Origin of the sequence: Micromonospora chokoriensis (genome assembly GCF_900091505.1) — a bacterium.
GTDB lineage: Bacteria > Actinomycetota > Actinomycetes > Mycobacteriales > Micromonosporaceae > Micromonospora > Micromonospora chokoriensis.
On the sequence record NZ_LT607409.1, the window covers coordinates 5,314,834 to 5,333,786 of the forward strand.

At 72.6% G+C, this 18,953-nt stretch carries 1 protein-coding gene; it reads right to left on the bottom strand.

Annotated features, from left to right (window positions below):
• Positions 1–22: 22 nt before the first annotated feature.
• Positions 23–18,937, bottom strand: coding sequence for a type I polyketide synthase (locus tag GA0070612_RS32660; RefSeq protein WP_167393671.1), 18,915 nt, complete (start codon positions 18,935–18,937; stop codon positions 23–25).
• Positions 18,938–18,953: the final 16 nt, after the last annotated feature.

Genomic DNA, 18,953 nt, shown 5'->3' on the forward strand with positions numbered 1-18,953 from the left:
GGTCCTCCTTGGCCCGGCCCGGTCAGGCGCGGCCGAGTTCGCTGCGGATGAAGGCGAACAGTTCCTCGTCACTGGCTTCTTCGAGCGGTGGCGCCTCCTCGGTGACCGGTTCGACGACGTCGTTGAGCCGGTTGATGAAGGCTTGGAGTCGCAGGACGGTCCGGCTCCTCGTGGTGCTGTCCGGCGTGGACAGCGCGAGGCCGGCTTCCAGACGGTCCAGTTCGGCGAAGAGCCCGCCGGTCAGGTCCAGGCCGTCGCCGATGACGGCGTCGCGGATGTGCCGGGCGAGGGCCTGCGCGGTCGGGTGGTCGAACGCCGCCGTGGGTGGCAGGTTCAAGCCGGTGACCCGACCGAGCCGGTTGCGCAGCTCGACCGCGGTGAGCGAGTCGAAGCCCAGCTCGGTGAAGGCCCGGGTGGGCGGGACGGCTTCCAGGGTGCCGTGTCCCAGGACGGCGGCGACGGTGCCGCGTACCAGGTCGAGAGCCGCCCGTTCCTGTTCCGGTTCGGTGCGGGCACGCCACTCGTCGCGCAGCGCGGCGGTGGTCCCGGCGTCGGTGGCGGGCGGCTGCTCGGCGGCCGACACCGGCACCTCGGGCAGGTCGGCGAGCAGTCGGCTGGGACGGGTTGCGGTGAACGCGCCGGCGAACCGGGGCCAGTCGACGTCGGCGAGGACGACTCGACCGGTCGTGCCGGCGGCGGTCGCCATCGCGTCGAGGGCGGCGTTCGGGGGTAGGGCGTGCAGACCGCGACGCCGGAGGCGCTCGTCGCTTCCGGTCCAGGGGCCCCAGGCGATCGCTGTGGCGCCGGCCTGCTGGGCGAGCGCGTCCAGCGTGGTGGCGGCCACCGCTGCGGCGGTCTGTAGTCCTCCGCCCCAGGTGCCGGCCACCGAGGTGAAGACGACGAACGCGTCGAGGTCCTCGTCGACGAGGGCGGTCAGGTGCCGGGCCCGGCGTACCGCCGGGGTGTCCCAGGTGTCGGGTGTGGTGTCGGTCAGCGACGCCGGTGCGGGCTCGGAGCGGTCGGCGAGGACGACGGCGGTCAGCGCGACGCCGTCGGCCCGGACGCGGTGCAGCAGGTCGGCCAGGGCCGCGTGGTCGTCTCCGGCGCAGGCCTCGACGGTGACGATGCCGTCGTCGTCCATCCCGGCGACGCTCTCGGTGACGATGACCCGGTCGGCGCCCTCGGCCGCCGCCCAGCGGGCGATGTCGCCGCTGGTGTCGCCGACGACCAGGATGGTGCCGCGCGGACGCCAGCTCCCGGCGGGCGCGGTGGCGTGCCGGAGGCGTCGGGCGAGCACCCGGTCGCCGCGGACGGCGAGCTGGTCCTCACCACCGCCACCGAGCGCGGCGGCGAGATGGTCGCCGGCCCAGTCCGCCGGCACGTCCAGGAGGCCACCCCACCGGTGCGGCAGTTCCAGGGCGGCGACCCGGCCCAGGCCCCACACCGCGGCGGCGGACGGGTCGACCGGTTCGCCGGGTTCGGCGGCGACGGCCGCCGTGGTCACCATCCAGAGCGGCGCGTCGACGGCGGCGTCGACGTAGGCCTGGACGACGGTGAGCGCCGCCTCGGGGGTGCCACCGGCGGCGACGGCGCCGGCGATCGGGCCGTCGGCGACCAGCCGCAGCCGGTCGGCCGCGTCGGTCCGATTCAGGCCGACGACCGGCACGCCCCGTACCTCGGCGCCGTACGCGGTGAGGGTCTTGGCAACCACGGTGAGGTACGTGTCGTCGCCGAGCACCAGCCACGTGCCGGCGACCGGCGTGGTGGACGTGGCGATCGGCGTCCACGCCTCCTCGTAGCGCCACGAGTCGCGGTTTCGGGTGGCTCGTCGTTCGTGACGCCAGGCGGTCAGGGCGGGCAGCAGGTCGGCGTTGTCGCCGGTGATGCCGAGCGGGCTGAGGTCGCCGTCCTCGACGGCCTGCCAGAACTCGCTGTCCACCGGGTCGACGGTGACCGGCTCGACCGGGGACGGCCAGAACCGGACCCGCTGGAACGGGTAGGTGGGCAGGTCGACACGTCGGCCACCCCGAGCCAGTTGTCCCCAGTCGACGGGGACACCGCGGACGAAGGCGCCGGCCAGTGCCGTCAGGAGGGTGGTGGGCTGGTCGCGGTCGGGGCGCTGCACCGCGACGAAGGCGGCGTCGGTGACGCAGTCCGCGCCCATCGCGGAGAGCACCCCGTCGGGGCCGATCTCCAGGAACGTGCTGACACCGAGGCTCTCCAGGGTGGTGATCCCGTCGGCGAAGCGGACCGCTTCCCGGACGTGCCGCACCCAGTAGGCGGCGTCCTGGGTCTCGGCGACCTGCCCGGTCAGGTTGGACACGACGGGGATGCGCGGCGACTCGTAGGTCAGCGTCGCCGCGACCGAGGCGAACTCGGCCAGCATCGGCTCCATCAGCACCGAGTGGAACGCGTGACTGACCCGCAGCCGCTTCGACTTCTCGAAGTGCGCCGCCACCGCCGTGACCTCGTCGGCCACACCGGAGAGCACCACCGAGCGCGGGCCGTTGATGGCGGCGATGCTCACCCCGTCGGTCAACAGCGGCAGCACCTCCGCTTCGGTGGCCCGCACCGCGACCATGACGCCGCCGGCCGGGAGGGCCTGCATGAGGCGACCTCGGGCGGTGACCAGTTTCGCGGCGTCGGCCAGCGACAGCACCCCGGCGACGTGCGCGGCGGCGATCTCCCCGATCGAGTGCCCCACCAGGAAGTCCGGGGTCACGCCGAACGACTCCACCAGTCGGAACAACGCGACCTCGACGGCGAACAACGCCGACTGGGTGTACACGGTCTGGTCCAGGTCGCCTCCGTCGACGATGACCTCGCGGATCGGCCGGTCGAGGTGCCGGTCCAGCTCGGCGCAGGCCGCGTCGAACGCGTCCGCGTACACCGGGAAGGCCTCGGCCAGGGCCAGGCCCATGCCCGGACGCTGCGAACCCTGACCGGAGAAGACGAAGGCCGTCCGTCCGCGTACCGCCGAGCCGGTGACCACCCGGGGGTGGTCAGCACCGGCGGCCAGGGCGTCCAGACCAGCGACCAGGTCGTCCGTGTCGGCGCCGACCACCACCGCGCGTTCCTCCAGGACGCTGCGGGTGGTCGTCAGCGAGTGGACCAGGTCCTTCGGGTCGACCCCCGCCGAGAGGCGTTCCCGCAGCCGGGCACCCTGTTCCCGGAGGGCGGGCCCGGTACGGGCCGACAGCGGCAGCGCCAACACGGACGCCTGCGAGGGTTCGGTGGGCACGGACGGCGTGCGGGTCGGTGGCTCCTCCAGCACGGCGTGGGCGTTCGTGCCGCTGAACCCGAACGACGAGATGGCCGCCCGACGCGGCCGGTCACCGGTCCGCGCCCACTGCCGCTCCTCGGTGAGCAGGGCCACCGAACCGGCGGTCCAGTCCAGGTGCGGGCTGGGTTGGTCGGCGTGCAGCGTACGCGGCAGGGTTTCGTGCCGCATCGCCTCGACCATCTTGATGATGCCGGCGACACCGGCGGCGGCCTGGGTGTGGCCGATGTTCGACTTCACCGAGCCCAGCCACAGCGGCTGCTCGGCGGGTCGACCCCGCCCGTACGTCGCGAGCAGCGCCTGCGCCTCGATCGGGTCGCCCAGTCTGGTGCCGGTGCCGTGCGCCTCCACCACGTCGACGTCGGCGGCGGACACGCCCGCGTTGGCCAGCGCCGCCCGGATCACCCGCTGCTGCGACGGCCCGTTCGGGGCGGTCAGCCCGTTCGACGCGCCGTCGGAGTTGACAGCGCTCCCCCGGACCACGGCGAGCACCGGGTGGTCGTTCGCCACCGCGTCGCTGAGGCGTTCCAGGAGGAGCATGCCGACGCCCTCACCCCAGATCGTCCCGTCGGCGTCGGCCGAGAAAGCCCGGCAGCGGGCGGTGGCGGACAGGCCCCGCTGGCGGCTGAACTCGATGAACGCCCCCGGCGTGGACATCACCGTCACGCCGCCGGCCAGGGCGAGGTCGCACTCGCCCTGCCGCAGGGCCTGGCTGGCCCAGTGCAGGGCGACAAGCGACGACGAGCAGGCGGTGTCCACGGTGACCGCCGGGCCTTCCAACCCGAAGGTGTAGGAGATCCGTCCGGAGACGACGCTCGCCGCGTTGCCGGTGCTGACGTACCCTTCGGCGGCCTCCTGCTCACCGGTCAGCAGCGGACCGTAGTCGAGGTTGTTGGTGCCGACGAAGACACCGGTCTGGCTGCCGCGCAGCGCGTCGGCCGGCACGCCGCCGCGTTCGAACGCCTCCCACGCCGTCTCCAGCAACAACCGCTGCTGCGGGTCCATGGCCAGCGCCTCACGCGGTGAGATACCGAAGAACCCGGCGTCGAACTCGGTGGCGTCGGCCAGGAAGCCGCCCTCGCGGACGTAGGTGGTGCCGATGGCGTCCGGGTCCGGGTCGTAGAGGGCGTCCAGGTTCCATCCACGGTCGGTGGGGAACGCGCCGATGGCGTCGCCGCCGTCGGCGAGCAACCGCCACAGGTCCTCGGGCGAGCCGATGCCGCCGGGGAAGCGGCAGGACATCGCGACGATCGCGATCGGCTCGTCGGTGCGGGCCGGCACGGCGGCGACCGGGGTCGGGTCGGTCACCCCGACGACCTCGTTCTCCAGGTACGCGGCGAGTGCCTCCGGTGTCGGGTGGTCGAAGACCAGGGTGCTGGGCAGTCGCAGTCCGGTGGCCGCGCCGAGCCGGTTGCGTAGCTCGACACCGGTCAGCGAGTCGAAGCCGATCTCGGTGAACGAACGGCCCGGGTCGACGGCGTGCGACGACCGCAGCCGCAGCACCTCCGCGACGTGGGTCCGGACTGTCTCCAGCACGGCGTGGGTCCGTTCGGTGCCGGCGAGTGCCAGCAGCCCGGAACGCCACCCGTCGTCGGCTGTCGACTCCGGTTCGGTGGTGCGGGCGTGGACCTCCGGAACGCCGTCGAGCAGCGGGCTGGGCCGGGCCGCGGTGAACGCCGGGGCGAACGTCGCCCAGTCGACGTCGGCGACGACGACACCCGTGCGGTCGTCGCCGACCGCCGATCGCAGGCCGCGCAGGGCCCGGTCGGGGGCCATCGGGCGAAGGCCGCGTCGGCGGAGGTGTTCGTCCACGGCGCTGTCGGCGGCCATGCCACCGTCGGCCCACGGGCCCCAGCCGATCGAGGTCGCGGTGAGCCCTCGGGACCGGCGCTGGTCGGCGACGGCGTCCAGTGCCGCGTTGGCGGCCGCGTACGCGGCGTGGTCGCCGCTGCCCCAGACACCGGCGATGGAGGAGAACAGCACGAAGGCGTCCAGCGGGGCGTCCCGGAACAGGTCGTCCAGGTGTGTCGCGCCGAGCACCTTGGCGGCCGTGACCTCGGCGATGGCGTCGGCGGTCAGCTCCGCGAGGGGGGCGCGGGTGGCGACACCGGCGGTGTGCAGCACCGCGGTGACCGTGTCGTCGGCGACGTTCAGGTCCGCAACGACAGTAGCGAGAGCGTCCCGGTCGGCCAGATCGACAGCGCGGATGGTGACCCGCGCCCCGGCGGCGGTCAGCTCGTCGCGCAGGTCGGCGGCACCGGGTGCGGTCTCACCTCGGCGGCTGAGCAGGACCAGGTGCTCGGCGCCGTGGCCGGCGGCCCACCGGGCGGCGTGGGCGCCGAGCGCGCCGGTGCCCCCGGTGATCAGGACGGTGCCGCGCGGCTGCCACTGCCGGCCCGTCCCGGCCGACGGAACGAGTCGCCGGCCGAGCAGCCCGGCGCGCACGGCGACCTGGTCCTCGCCTCCGGCGCCGGTCAGCGCGGTGGCGAGCAACCGTCCGTCGATCGGGTCGCCGCCGGCGGGCAGGTCGACGAGACCGCCCCAGGCGCGGTGGAGTTCCAGGGCGGCGACCCGGCCGAGGCCCCAGACGGCGGCGGCGGACGGGGTGGGCGCCGGATCGTGCGGGGTGGCGGCCACCGCGCCGCTGGTGATCAGCCAGAGCGGGATGTCGGTGCCCCGGGACTGGTGGGCCTGGACGGCGTGCAGTGCGTGCGCGGGGTCGTCCACCACGACGGCGATGCCGCTGACGTCGGGTGTCGTCTGCTCGTCCGGGGTGCCGCGTCGCACGTCGAGGCCGCTGGCGGCCAGGGCGTCCGAGACGCGGGTGTCGCCGGCCGGTTCGGTGATCAGCCAGGTCCCGGTGGGTGTGCCCGCCTGCGGCAGTGGGGTCCAGTCGATCCCGTAGCGGCCGAGCGGCGTGGTGGTGTGGTCGCGCCGCCAGGACGCCAGGGCGGGCAGCAGTGGGGCGAGGGCGGTGCTGTCGTCGAGTTTCAGGGTCTGGGTGAGGGTGTCCAGGTCGGCGCGTTCGACGGCGTCCCAGAAGGCGGCGTCGGTGGGGCTCGTCGCCCGGACGCCGGGCCTCGGCCAGTAGCGCTGGTGGTCGAAGGCGTAGGTCGGCAGGTCGATCAGCCGTCCACCGGTCAGGCAGGGCGTCCAGTCCACCGCGACGCCGCGCACGTAGGCCTGCGCGAGGGCGGTCAGCAGCGTGGTCGGCTGGTCCCGCTCAGAGCGTTGCACTGGTACGAACACCGCATCGCTGACGCAGTCCGCGCCCATGGCCGACAGGACCCCGTCCGGGCCGATCTCCACGAACGTGCTGACGCCAAGGGCTTCCAGTGTGGTGATGCCGTCGGCGAAGCGCACGGCCTCGCGGACGTGGCGCACCCAGTAGGCGGCATCCTGCGCTTCCGCGACCTGCCCGGTCAGGTTCGACACGACGGGGATGCGCGGCGTCTCGTAGGTCAGTGTTGCCGCGACCTGGGCGAAATCGGCCAGCATCGGCTCCATCAGCACGGAGTGGAACGCGTGGCTGACCCGCAGCTGCTTCGACTTGAAACTTGCTGCGACGGCGGTGACCTCGTCAGCAACCCCGGAGAGCACGATCGAGCGGGGGCCGTTGATGGCGGCGATGCTCACCCCGTCGGTCAGCAGCGGCAGCACCTCCGCCTCGGTGGCCCGTACCGCGACCATGACGCCGCCGGTCGGGAGGGCCTGCATGAGGCGACCTCGGGCGGTGACCAGCGTCGCCGCGTCGGGCAGGGACAGGACACCCGCGACGTGTGCGGCGGCGATCTCGCCGATGGAGTGCCCGACCAGGAAGTCCGGGGTGACGCCGAACGACTCGACCAGGCGGAACAGGGCGACCTCGACGGCGAACAACGCCGACTGGGTGTAGACGGTCTGGTCCAGGTCGCCTCCGTCGGCGATGATCTCGCGGATCGGCCGGTCCAGGTGCCGGTCCAGCTCGGCGCAGGCCGCGTCGAACGCCTCCGCGTAACGCGGGAACGTGTCGTAGAGGTCCAGGCCCATGCGGGGGCGCTGGGAGCCCTGACCGGAGAACACGAACGCGGTCCTGCCGCGCACCACCGACCCGACCACGGGACCGGGTTCGCCGGCCGCGAGCGCGGCCAGCTCGTCGCGCCCGAACACGACTGCCCGATGGGCGTGCGCCGACCGCGACGACACCAACGAGAGGCCGACGTCGCGCGGGTCGGCGTCCACCGACGCCAGCCGCTCGGCCTGCCCCCGCAGCGCCTCCGGCGAGCGGGCGGACAGCACCCACGGCACGACCTCGGGCGCGTCCGGCCTGTCGTCGGCAGGGGTGTGCACTGTCGGTGGTTCTTCGAGGATGACGTGCGCGTTGGTGCCGGAGATACCGAACGACGACACCCCGGCCCGGCGCGGACGGCCGTTGACCGGCCAGGGTTGCGCCTCGGTGAGCAACCGCACCTCACCGGCGGACCAGTCGACGTGCGACGACGGCGCATCCACATGCAACGTGCGCGGCAGAGTCTCGTGGCGCATCGCCTGCACCATCTTGATGATCCCCGCGACACCCGCAGCGGCCTGGGTGTGACCCAGGTTCGACTTCACCGACCCCAACCACAACGGCCGACCAGGGCGATCCTGCCCATAGGTGGCGAGGAGCGCCTGCGCCTCGATCGGATCACCCAACACCGTCGCCGTGCCATGCGCCTCCACCACATCCACATCAGCACCCGCGAGCCCGGCATCAGCCAACGCCGCCCGAATAACCCGCTGCTGCGACGGACCATTCGGCGCCGTCAAACCATTCGACGCACCATCCTGATTAACCGCACTCCCCGCCACCACCCCCAACACCCGACGACCATTGCGCAGAGCATCCGACAAACGCTCCACCAACACCACACCCACACCCTCAGACCAACCCGTACCCCCCGCACCCTCCGCAAACGACCGACACAACCCATCCGACGACAACCCCCGCTGCCGCGAAAACTCCACAAAAGCCGACGGCGTCGCCATCACCGTCACCCCACCCACCAACGCCAACGAACACTCACCACGCCGCAACGACTGACCCGCCACATGCAACGCCACCAACGACGACGAACACGCCGTATCCACCGTCACCGCCGGACCCTCGAACCCGAACGAATACGAAACCCGACCCGACACCACAGAACCCGAATTACCCGTACCCAAGAACCCCGCAAGACCATCAGGACTCTGCTGGGCGTACGGGCCGTAGTCGTGGTACATCAGGCCGGCGAAAACGCCGGTGTCGGAACCGCGCAGCGATTGCGGGTCGATTCCCGCTCGTTCCAGGGCCTCCCAACTCACCTCCAACAGCAGACGCTGCTGCGGATCCATGGCCAGGGCCTCACGCGGCGAGATCCCGAAGAACTCCGCGTCGAAATCCGCGGCGGTGGAGAGGAAGCCACCCCGGCGGGTGTAGGAGGTGTCCGTCCGGGATTCGTCCGTGTCGAAGAGGGTGTCCAGGTCCCAGCCGCGGTCGGTGGGGAAGTCGCCGATGCCGTCGTCACCGGCGTCGACAAGCCGCCACAGACCCTCGGGTGAGTCCACTCCGCCCGGGAACCGGCAGGCCATGCCGACGATCGCGAGCGGCTCATCCGCCGCCGCCGGGGTGCGAGCACCGGTCCCCGTCACCGCCGTGTCGGTCAGCTCGGTCAGCAGGTGGTCGACCAGGGCGTCCGGTGTCGGGTAGTCGAACACCGTCGTCGCGGACAACCGCAACCCGGTCGCCGCCGACAGGCCGTTGCGGAACTCCACAGCCGTCAACGAGTCGAAACCCAACTCACCGAACGCCTGACCACCATCCACCGACCACCCCTGCGGATGCCCCAACACCGCCGCCACCCGCGACGACACCAGATCGAGGAGGTGGGCACGCCGTTCGTGTGGCGGCAGGTCGGCGAGCTGTGCCCGTAGCGACGACCTGTCGGCCGTGGCGGCGGCCCGCCGTCGCGCGGGTCGGACGAGCTGCCGCAGGAGCGCGGGCACGGTGCCGGAGGCGGCCACCGCCGCGAGGTCCAGCAGGATCGGCACGCTGACCGGCGGTGCCGCCGCGCAGCCGGCGTCGAGCAGGGCGAGTCCCTGCTCGGCGGTGAGCGGGAGCACCCCGCCTCGGCCGAGGCGGCGTTGGTCGGCGCTGGCGCTCAGCTCGCTGGCGTCGGCCCAGAGACCCCAGGCGAGGGAGACCGCCGGCAGACCCAACCCACGCCGGTGCTGCGCCAACGCGTCCAGGAACGCGTTACCCGCCGCGTACGCACCCTGACCCGCGTTACCGAACACCCCCGCCGCCGACGAGAACACCACGAACGCGCAAAGGTCCCGGTCCCGGGTCAGCTCATGCAGATACCAACCCGCGTCCACCTTCGCCCGCAACACCGCCGACAGACGATCCACACTCAACCCGCTGACCACACCGTCGTCGAGCACACCGGCGAGGTGAACGACACCGGACAGGTCCGGGGTGTCGGCGACGACCCGGGCGAGGGCTGCCCGGTCGGTGGCGTCCACGGCCACCAGTCGGGCGGACGCGCCGAGCGCGGCGAGTTCCGCCACGTACTCGGCAGCTCCGGGGGTCTCGGTGCCACGGCGGCTGACCAGCAGCAGGTCGCGTACGCCGTGCGTGGTGACCAGGTGCCGGGCCACCAACTGGCCGAGCGTGCCCAGCGCACCGGTGACCAGGACAGTTCCGGTGCCGAAGGTGAACGGGCGTGGTTCCTCGACCGGCGGTCGGACGAGTCGGGGCACGCTGACCACTCCGCCACGGATCGCCAGTTGCGGCTCACCGCACTGGGCGGCGGCCGGGAGCACCGCCAACGAGCCGGGTCCGTCGTCGATGTCGACGAGCACGAACCGGTCCGGGTGTTCGGCCTGGGCGCTGCGTACCAACCCGTGGACGGCGGCGCCGGCGAGATCGGTCAGCGGCTCGTCGCCGGACTGCACGGCGTGCCGGGTCGCGATGGCCAGCCGCACACCGGCGAGCCGGTCGTCGGTCAGCCAGGTCTGGAGCACCTCCAGGGTGCGGGCGGCGGCGGTGTGCGCTGCGGTCACCGGGTCGGCGGCGGGGCCGGACTCGGCGTACCAGAGGACCGGGCCGGCCGGCACGCGTCCGGCGGCGAGCGTCTCCGCCAGCTCCGCGTGGTCGGTGAGCAGGGCCGCGGGCACGTCCAGCTCGGGGATCGGCGTCCACTCGATCCGGTACGGGCGAAGGGTCGTGCTCGTCGTCGGGGTGTACGGGCGCAGGACGAGCCGGTCGACCGTGGCGATGGGCTGGTTCTCGGCGTCGCGCAGGTCGAGGGCGACCGCGTCGGTGCCGGCGCGGCTGATCCGCACCCGGGCCGCGCGCGCCCCGGTGGCGTGCACCGTCACTCCGGTCCAGCTGAACGGGAGTCCGGTCGTGTCGGAGTCGAGGACGCCGAGGGCGAGGCCGTGCAGGGCGGCGTCGAGGAGCGCGGGGTGCAGGAGGAAGCCGTTCGCGGTGAGGTCGTCGGTGAGGGCCACGTCCGCGAGCAGCTCACCGTCGCGGCGCCAGGCCTGGTGGAGTCCGCGCAGGTGCGGCCCGTACTCGAAGCCGATCTCGGCGAAGCCGGGGTAGACGCCGTCGACCGGCACCTCCTCGGTCGCCTCCGGTGTCCAGTGGCCGGGGGTCTCCACTGTTTCGGCAGCGGTGAGGGTGCCGGTGGCGTGCCGCTGCCACTCGCCGGTGTCGTCGGGGCGCGCGTAGAGGGTGACGTCCCGCCGTTGCCCACCCGGGCTGTCGTCGGTGGGCGGGCCGACCAGGGCGCGGATGGTCAGCGTGTTGCCGCCGCCCGGGAGGACCATCGGGGCCTCGATGGTGAGTTCGTCGAGGCGGTTCAGGCCGGCGTGGTCGCCGGCGGCCAGGGCGAGGTCGACCAGCGCGGCACCGGGGACCAGCAGTGTGCCGCCGATCAGGTGGTCGGCCAACCAGGGCTGCGTGCGGGAGGAGAGGCGACCGGTGAGCAGCAGGCTGTCCTGCTCGGGCAGGTCGGCGGCGGCGGCCCAGAACGGGTGGTCGACGGTGCCGAGCCCGATGCTGGCCGCGTCGGCGGCGGCTTCGGGGGCGGTCGGCCAGTAGCGGCGGCGCTGGAAGGCGTAGGTGGGCAGGTCGATCAGCCGTCCGCCGGTCAGGCTGGGCGTCCAGTCGACCGCGACGCCGCGCACGTAGGCCTGCGCGAGGGCGGTCAGCAGTGTGGCAGGTTGGTCCCGGTCAGATCTCTGCACGGGTACGAACACCGCGTCCGCGACGCAGTCCGCACCCATGGCCGACAGGACCCCGTCGGGGCCGATCTCCAGGAACGTGCTGACACCCAGACTCTCCAGGGTGGTGATCCCGTCGGCGAAGCGGACCGCCTCGCGGACGTGCCGCACCCAGTAGCCGGCGTCCTGTGCCTCGGCGATCTGGCCGGTCACGTTGGACACGATCGGGATGCGTGGTGACGCATAGGTGAGGGATTCCGCGACCTGGGCGAATTCGGCCAGCATCGGCTCCATCAGCACGGAGTGGAACGCGTGGCTGACCCGCAGCTGCTTCGACTTGAAACTTGCTGCGACGGCGGTGACCTCGTCGGCAGCACCGGAGAGCACGATCGAGCGGGGGCCGTTGATGGCGGCGATGCTCACCCCGTCGGTGAGCAGCGGCAGGACCTCCGCCTCGGTGGCCCGTACCGCGACCATGACACCGCCGGTCGGGAGGGCCTGCATCAGCCGACCCCGGGCGGTGACCAGCGTCGCCGCGTCGGGCAGGGACAGGACACCCGCGACGTGTGCGGCGGCGATCTCGCCGATGGAGTGCCCGACCAGGAAGTCCGGGGTGACGCCGAACGACTCGACCAGGCGGAACAGGGCCACCTCGACGGCGAACAACGCCGACTGCGTGTACACCGTCTGATCGAGGTCGTCACCGTCGGCGATGATCTCGCGGATCGGCCGGTCCAGGTGCCGGTCCAGCTCGACGCAGGCCGCGTCGAACGCCTCCGCGTAACGCGGGAACGTCGCGGAGAGGTCCAATCCCATGCCGGGCCGCTGCGAACCCTGACCGGAGAACACGAACGCCGTCCTGCCGCGCACCACCGACCCGACCACGGGACCGGGTGCACCGGCGGCGAGCGCCGCCAGGTCGTCCGGGCCGAACACGACCGCCCGGTGCGGATGCGCCGTACGGTGTGCGGCCAGGGTGAACCCCACGTCCACCGGGTCGGCGGCCACCGACGCCAGCCGGGCGGCCTGCCCGCGCAGCGCCTCCGGTGACCGGGCGGACAGCACCCACGGCACCGGGGCGGGAACCACGGCCTCGCTGCGAGGCGGCACCTCGACCGCCGGTGGCTCTTCGAGGATGACGTGCGCGTTGGTGCCGGAGATACCGAACGACGACACCCCAGCGCGACGCCGGCGTCCGTTGACCGGCCAGGGTTGTGCCTCGGTGAGCAACCGCACCTCACCAGCAGACCAGTCCACCTGCGACGACGGCGCATCCACATGCAACGTGCGCGGCAGAGTCTCGTGGCGCATCGCCTGCACCATCTTGATGATCCCCGCGACACCCGCGGCGGCCTGGGTGTGACCCAGGTTCGACTTCACCGACCCCAACCACAACGGCCGGTCCCCGGACCTTTCCTGACCATAGGTCGCCAACAACGCCTGCGCCTCGATCGGATCACCCAACACCGTCGCCGTGCCATGCGCCTCCACCACATCCACATCAGCACCCGCAAGCCCGGCATCAGCCAACGCCGCCCGAATAACCCGCTGCTGCGACGGACCATTCGGCGCCGTCAAACCATTCGACGCACCATCCTGATTAACCGCACTCCCCCGCACCACGGCGAGGACCCGACGACCATGACGCAGAGCATCCGACAAACGCTCCACCAACACCACACCCACACCCTCAGACCAACCAGTACCCCCCGCACCCTCCGCAAACGACCGACACAACCCATCCGACGACAACCCCCGCTGCCGCGAAAACTCCACAAAAGCCGACGGCGTCGCCATCACCGTCACCCCACCCACCAACGCCAACGAACACTCACCACGCCGCAACGACTGACCCGCCACATGCAACGCCACCAACGACGACGAACACGCCGTATCCACCGTCACCGCCGGACCCTCGAACCCGAACGAATACGAAACCCGACCCGACACCACAGAACCCGAATTACCCGTACCCAAAAACCCCGCAAGACCATCAGGACTCTGCTGGGCCAGGCCGGCGTAGTCGTGGTACATCAAGCCCGAGAAGACACCGGTGTCGGAACCGCGCAACGATTGCGGGTCGATTCCGGCCCGTTCCAGAGCCTCCCAACTCACCTCCAACAACAGACGCTGCTGCGGATCCATCGCAAGCGCCTCACGCGGCGAAATCCCGAAGAACTCCGCGTCGAAATCCGCGGCGTCGGTCAGGAAACCGCCCCGGCGGGTCAGGGACGTCTCCGTCAACGCCTCCAGGTCCCACCCGCGATCGGCGGGGAAGTCGCCGATGCCGTCACCGTCGGAGTCGACAAGTCGCCACAGTGCGTCCGGCGAATCCACCCCACCCGGGAAACGACAGGCCATCCCCACGATCGCGAGCGGCTCGTCCGCACGGGCCGTCGCCGTGACGGTCTTCGCCGCGGTCACCCCGGACAGCTCGGTCAGCAGGTGGTCGACCAGGGCGTCCGGCGTCGGGTAGTCGAACACCGTCGTCGCGGACAACCGCAACCCCGTCGCCGCCGACAGACCGTTGCGGAACTCCACAGCCGTCAACGAGTCGAACCCCAACTCACCGAACGCCTGCCCACCATCCACCGACCACCCCTGCGGATGCCCCAACACCGACGCCACCCGCGACGACACCAGATCGAGAAGAGCGGCGCGGCGTGCGTCGTGGTCGAGGTTCGCGAGTCGGTCCCGCAGCGGAGTCGAGGCCGCGGCGGCGCGGCGTACGCGTACCAGATGCTGAAGGATGGTCGGGACGGTCCCGGCCGCCCGGATGGCGCGCAGGTCGAGCCGCACGGGCACGGTGACGGCCGTGTCCTCGGCCGCTGCCCGGTCGAAGAGCGCGAGGCCCTGCTGCGCGGTCAGTTCGCGGGCACCGCCCCGGAGGAGGCGTTCCCGGTCGGCGGCGTCGATGTCGGCGGCCATGCCGACGGCCCAGGGCCCCCAGGCGAGGGAGACCGCCGGCAGACCCAACCCACGCCGGTGCTGCGCCAACGCGTCCAGGAACGCGTTACCCGCCGCGTACGCACCCTGACCCGCGTTACCGAACACCCCCGCCGCCGACGAGAACACCACGAACGCGCAAAGGTCCCGGTCCCTGGTCAGTTCGTGCAGATACCAACCCGCGTCCACCTTCGCCCGCAACACCGCCGACAGACGATCCCCGCTCAACCCGCTCACGACACCGTCGTCGAGCACACCGGCCGTGTGCACCACACCGGACAGGTCCGGGGTCTCGGCGATCACCTCGGCCAGGGCCTCGCGGTCGGCCACGTCCACCGCGACGACCCGCGCGGACGCCCCCAGCTCGGCGAGTTCCGCCAGGAGTTCCACCGCGCCCGGCGCGTCGGCGCCTCGGCGGCTCAGCAGCAGCAGGGCGCGCACACCGTGTGTCGTGACCAGGTGCCGTGCCACGTACCGGCCGAGGTGCCCGGTGGCGCCGGTGACCAGCACCGTGCCGTCGGCCAGGGCGAGGGGTCGCGGCGGGGCACCGGCGGGTGCCCGGATCAGCCGGGGCGTGGTCGCGTCGCCGTTGCGCAACGCGGCCTGCGGCTCCCCGGTGGCGAGCAGGTTCGGCAGCGCCGCCTCGGACCCGTCGGTGCCGTCGACGTCGACCAGGACGAGACGGTCGGGGTGCTCGGACTGCGCCGCCCGGACGAGGCCCCAGACGGCGGCGGCACCGGGGTCGGTGACCGGCTCGTCGGCGGTGGCGACCGCGCCGGTCGTGACGACAGCTAGCCGCTCGCCGTCCTGCGGTCCCGCAGCAAGCCAGGACTGGAGGGTCTCCAGGACGGCTGCGGTGCGCTCGTGCGCGCCGGTGACGACGTCGGCGTCGGCGGGTTCGACCCGGTGGATCGCCACTGGGCCGGTGACGGTGGCGGCGGGCGCCGCGAGCGGGAGCCAGCCGAGGTGGAACAGGGCATCGTCGGTGCCGGTGCCCGTGACGACTGTGGTGAGTGGGCGCAGGACGAGTCGGTCGACGGTGAGGACCGGCTGGCCGGCGGTGTCGGTCAGGTCCAGCCGGACGGAGTCCGGGCCGAGGGTGCGGACCCGGGCCCGGACCGCGGAGCCGCCGGTCGCGTGCAGGGTCACGCCGGACCAGCTGAAGGGCACGCTGGCCCCGTCGGCGTGGGCGGGCAGCAGGTCACCGGCGCCGATGGCGTGTAGGGAGGCGTCGAGCACCGCCGGGTGCAGTGGGAAACCCTCGACCAGCACGGTGTCGTCGAGCGTGATCTCCGCGTACACCTGCTCCTGGTCGCGCCACGCGGCGCGCAGCGCGCGGAACGTCGGGCCGTAGCGCAGGCCGCGGTCGGCGAAGGCGTCGTAGAGGCCGTCCAGGGCGACGGCTGTCGCGTCGGACGGCGGCCAGGCCGTCGGCGGCGGGTTCGCCGCGCCGGGCTCGGAGGTGAGGACGCCGGAGGCGTGCTCGGTCCACGTCTCGGCGTCCTGGCTCGCGTGGACGCCGACCTGGCGACGCCCGTCGCCGTCCGGGGTGCCGACGCGGACCTGGACGTGCACGGCGTCGCTGCCGATGGTGAGCGGGACACCGGTGGTGAGTTCCTCGATCCGGTCGCAGCCGACCCGGTCGCCGGCGGCCAGGGCCAGATCGACGAGGGCGGCCCCGGGGACGACGACAGTTTCGGAGAGGGAGTGGTCGGCGAGCCACTGGTGGGTGGCGACGGTCCACCGGCCGGTGACGACGAGTTCGTCCGCTCCGGCCAGGGTGACGGCGGTGTCCAGCAGGGGGTGGCCGGTGCCGCCGCTGCCGGTGGGGGTGCCGGTGCCGACCGGCCAGTAGCGCTGGTGGTGGAAGGCGTAGGTGGGCAGGTCGACGCGCCGCCCAGCGGGGTAGCAGGGCGTCCAGTTCACGGCGACGCCGCGCACGAAGACCTGCGCGAGGGCGGTCAGCAGCGTGGCAGGTTGGTCCCGGTCAGATCTCTGCACGGGTACGAACACCGCGTCGCTGACGCAGTCCGCCCCCATGGCTGACAGGACCCCGTCGGGGCCGATCTCCACGAACGTGCTGACACCCAGACTCTCCAGGGTGGTGATCCCGTCGGCGAACCGCACCGCCTCGCGCACGTGCCGCACCCAGTACGCCGCGTCCTGCGTCTCGGCGATCTGCCCGGTCACGTTCGACACGATCGGAATACGCGGCGTGCCGTAGGTGAGGGTCGCCGCCACCTGGGCGAACTCGGCCAGCATCGGCTCCATCAGCACCGAGTGGAACGCGTGACTGACCCGCAGCCGCTTCGACTTGAAACTCGCCGCGACGGCCGCGACCTCGTCGGCCACACCGGACAACACCACCGAACGCGGGCCGTTGATCGCCGCGATGCTCACACCCTCGGTCAACAGCGGCAGCACCTCCGCCTCGGTGGCCCGCACCGCGACCATCACCCCACCGACCGGCAACGCCTGCATCAGCCGACCCCGGGCGGTGACCAGCGACGCCGCATCCGGCAGGGACAACACCCCGGCGACGTGTGCGGCGGCGATCTCGCCGATGGAGTGCCCGACCAGGAAGTCCGGGGTGACGCCGAACGACTCGACCAGGCGGAACAACGCGACCTCGACGGCGAACAACGCCGACTGGGTGTAGACGGTCTGGTCCAGGTCGCCGCCGTCGGCGATGACCTCCCGGATCGGCCGGTCCAGGTGCCGGTCCAGCTCGACGCAGGCCGCGTCGAACGCCTCCGCGTAACGCGGGAACGTGTCGTAGAGAGCCAATCCCATGCCGGGACGCTGCGAACCCTGACCGGAGAACACGAACGCCGTCCTGCCGCGCACCACCGACCCGACCACGGGACCGGGCTCACCGGCGGCGAGGGCCACCAGGTCGTCCGGGCCGAACACGACCGCCCGGTGCGGATGCGCCGTACGGTGTGCGGCCAGGGTGAACCCCACGTCCACCGCGTCGGCGGCCACCGACGCCAGCCGAGCGGCCTGCCCGCGCAGCGCCTCCGGTGAGCGAGCCGACAGCACCCACGGCACCGGGGCGGGAACCACGGCCTCGCTGCGAGGCAGCACCTCGACGGTCGGTGGCTCTTCGAGGATGACGTGCGCGTTCGTACCGGAGACCCCGAACGAGGAGACACCCGCGCGACGCGGGCCGGGGCGCTGCGGCCACGCCTGGTTGTCGGCGGCGATGCGGACCGCGCCGGCCGCCCAGTCGACGTGCGTGGACGGCTGGTCGGCGTGCAGGCTGCGCGGGATCCGGCCGTGGCGCATCGCCTCGACCATCTTGATGATCCCGGCGACGCCGGCGGCGGCCTGGGTGTGGCCGATGTTCGACTTGATCGACCCCAGCCACAGTGGCTGGTCGGCGGGCCGGTCCTGGCCGTAGGTGGCGAGCAGCGCCTGCGCCTCGATCGGGTCGCCCAACGTGGTGCCGGTGCCGTGCGCCTCGACGGCGTCGACGTCGGCGGTGGTGAGGCCGGCGTTGCTCAGCGCGGCCCGGATGACGCGTTGCTGGGACGGCCCGTTCGGGGCGGTCAGCCCGTTCGACGCGCCGTCGGAGTTGACAGCGCTCCCCCGCACCACGGCGAGCACGGGGTGGCCGTTGCGGACCGCGTCGGAGAGCCGTTCGACGAGCAGCATGCCGACGCCCTCACCCCAGCCGGTCCCGTCGGCGTCGTCGGAGAACGGCTTGCAGCGTCCGTCCGGGGCGAGGCCGCGCTGGCGGGAGAAGGCCAGGAACGCCCCCGGGGTGGCCATCACCGTGACGCCGCCGGCCAGTGCCAGGTCGCACTCCCCCTGCCGTAGCGCCTGAGCGGCCAGGTGCAGGGCGACGAGGGACGACGAGCAGGCGGTGTCCACCGTGACGGCGGTGCCCTCGAGGCCGAACGTGTACGCGATCCGCCCGGAGGCGATGCTGCCGGTGCTGCCGGTGCCGAGCGAACCCTCGGCGGAGTCGCCCAGCTCGCCGACCAGGGCGGCGTAGTCGTGGTACATCACGCCGGTGAAGACGCCAGTGCGGCTGCCCTTGAGGGTGGCCGGGTCGATGCCCGCCCGCTCGAACGTCTCCCAGGACGTCTCCAGCAGCAGGCGTTGCTGCGCGTCGGTGGCCAGCGCCTCCCGGGGTGAGATGCCGAAGAACGCGGCGTCGAAGTCGCCGGCCTCGTGCAGGAAGCCCCCGTGCCGGGTGTACGACGTGCCGGGGTGGTCCGGGTCGGGGTGGTAGAGCTTCTCCACCTCCCAGCCCCGTTCGGCGGGGAACTCCCCGATCGCGTCGACACCCGAGTCGACGAGCTGCCACAGCGACTCCGGGGAGTCGACGCCACCGGGGAACCGGCAGCTCATGGCGATGATGGCGATCGGCTCGCGGTGCCGCGCCTCGGCTTCCTGCAACCGCTCGCTGGTCTCGTGCAGTTCGGCGGTGACGCGCTTGAGATATTCGCGGAGCCGATCTTCGTTCGCCATGGGAATCACCTGTCCG

What these genes read in the sequence shown, in the direction of transcription:
- GA0070612_RS32660 (WP_167393671.1), bottom strand. Translation starts at nt 18,937, where the DNA reads ATGGCGAACGAAGATCGGCTCCGCGAATATCTCAAGCGCGTCACCGCC.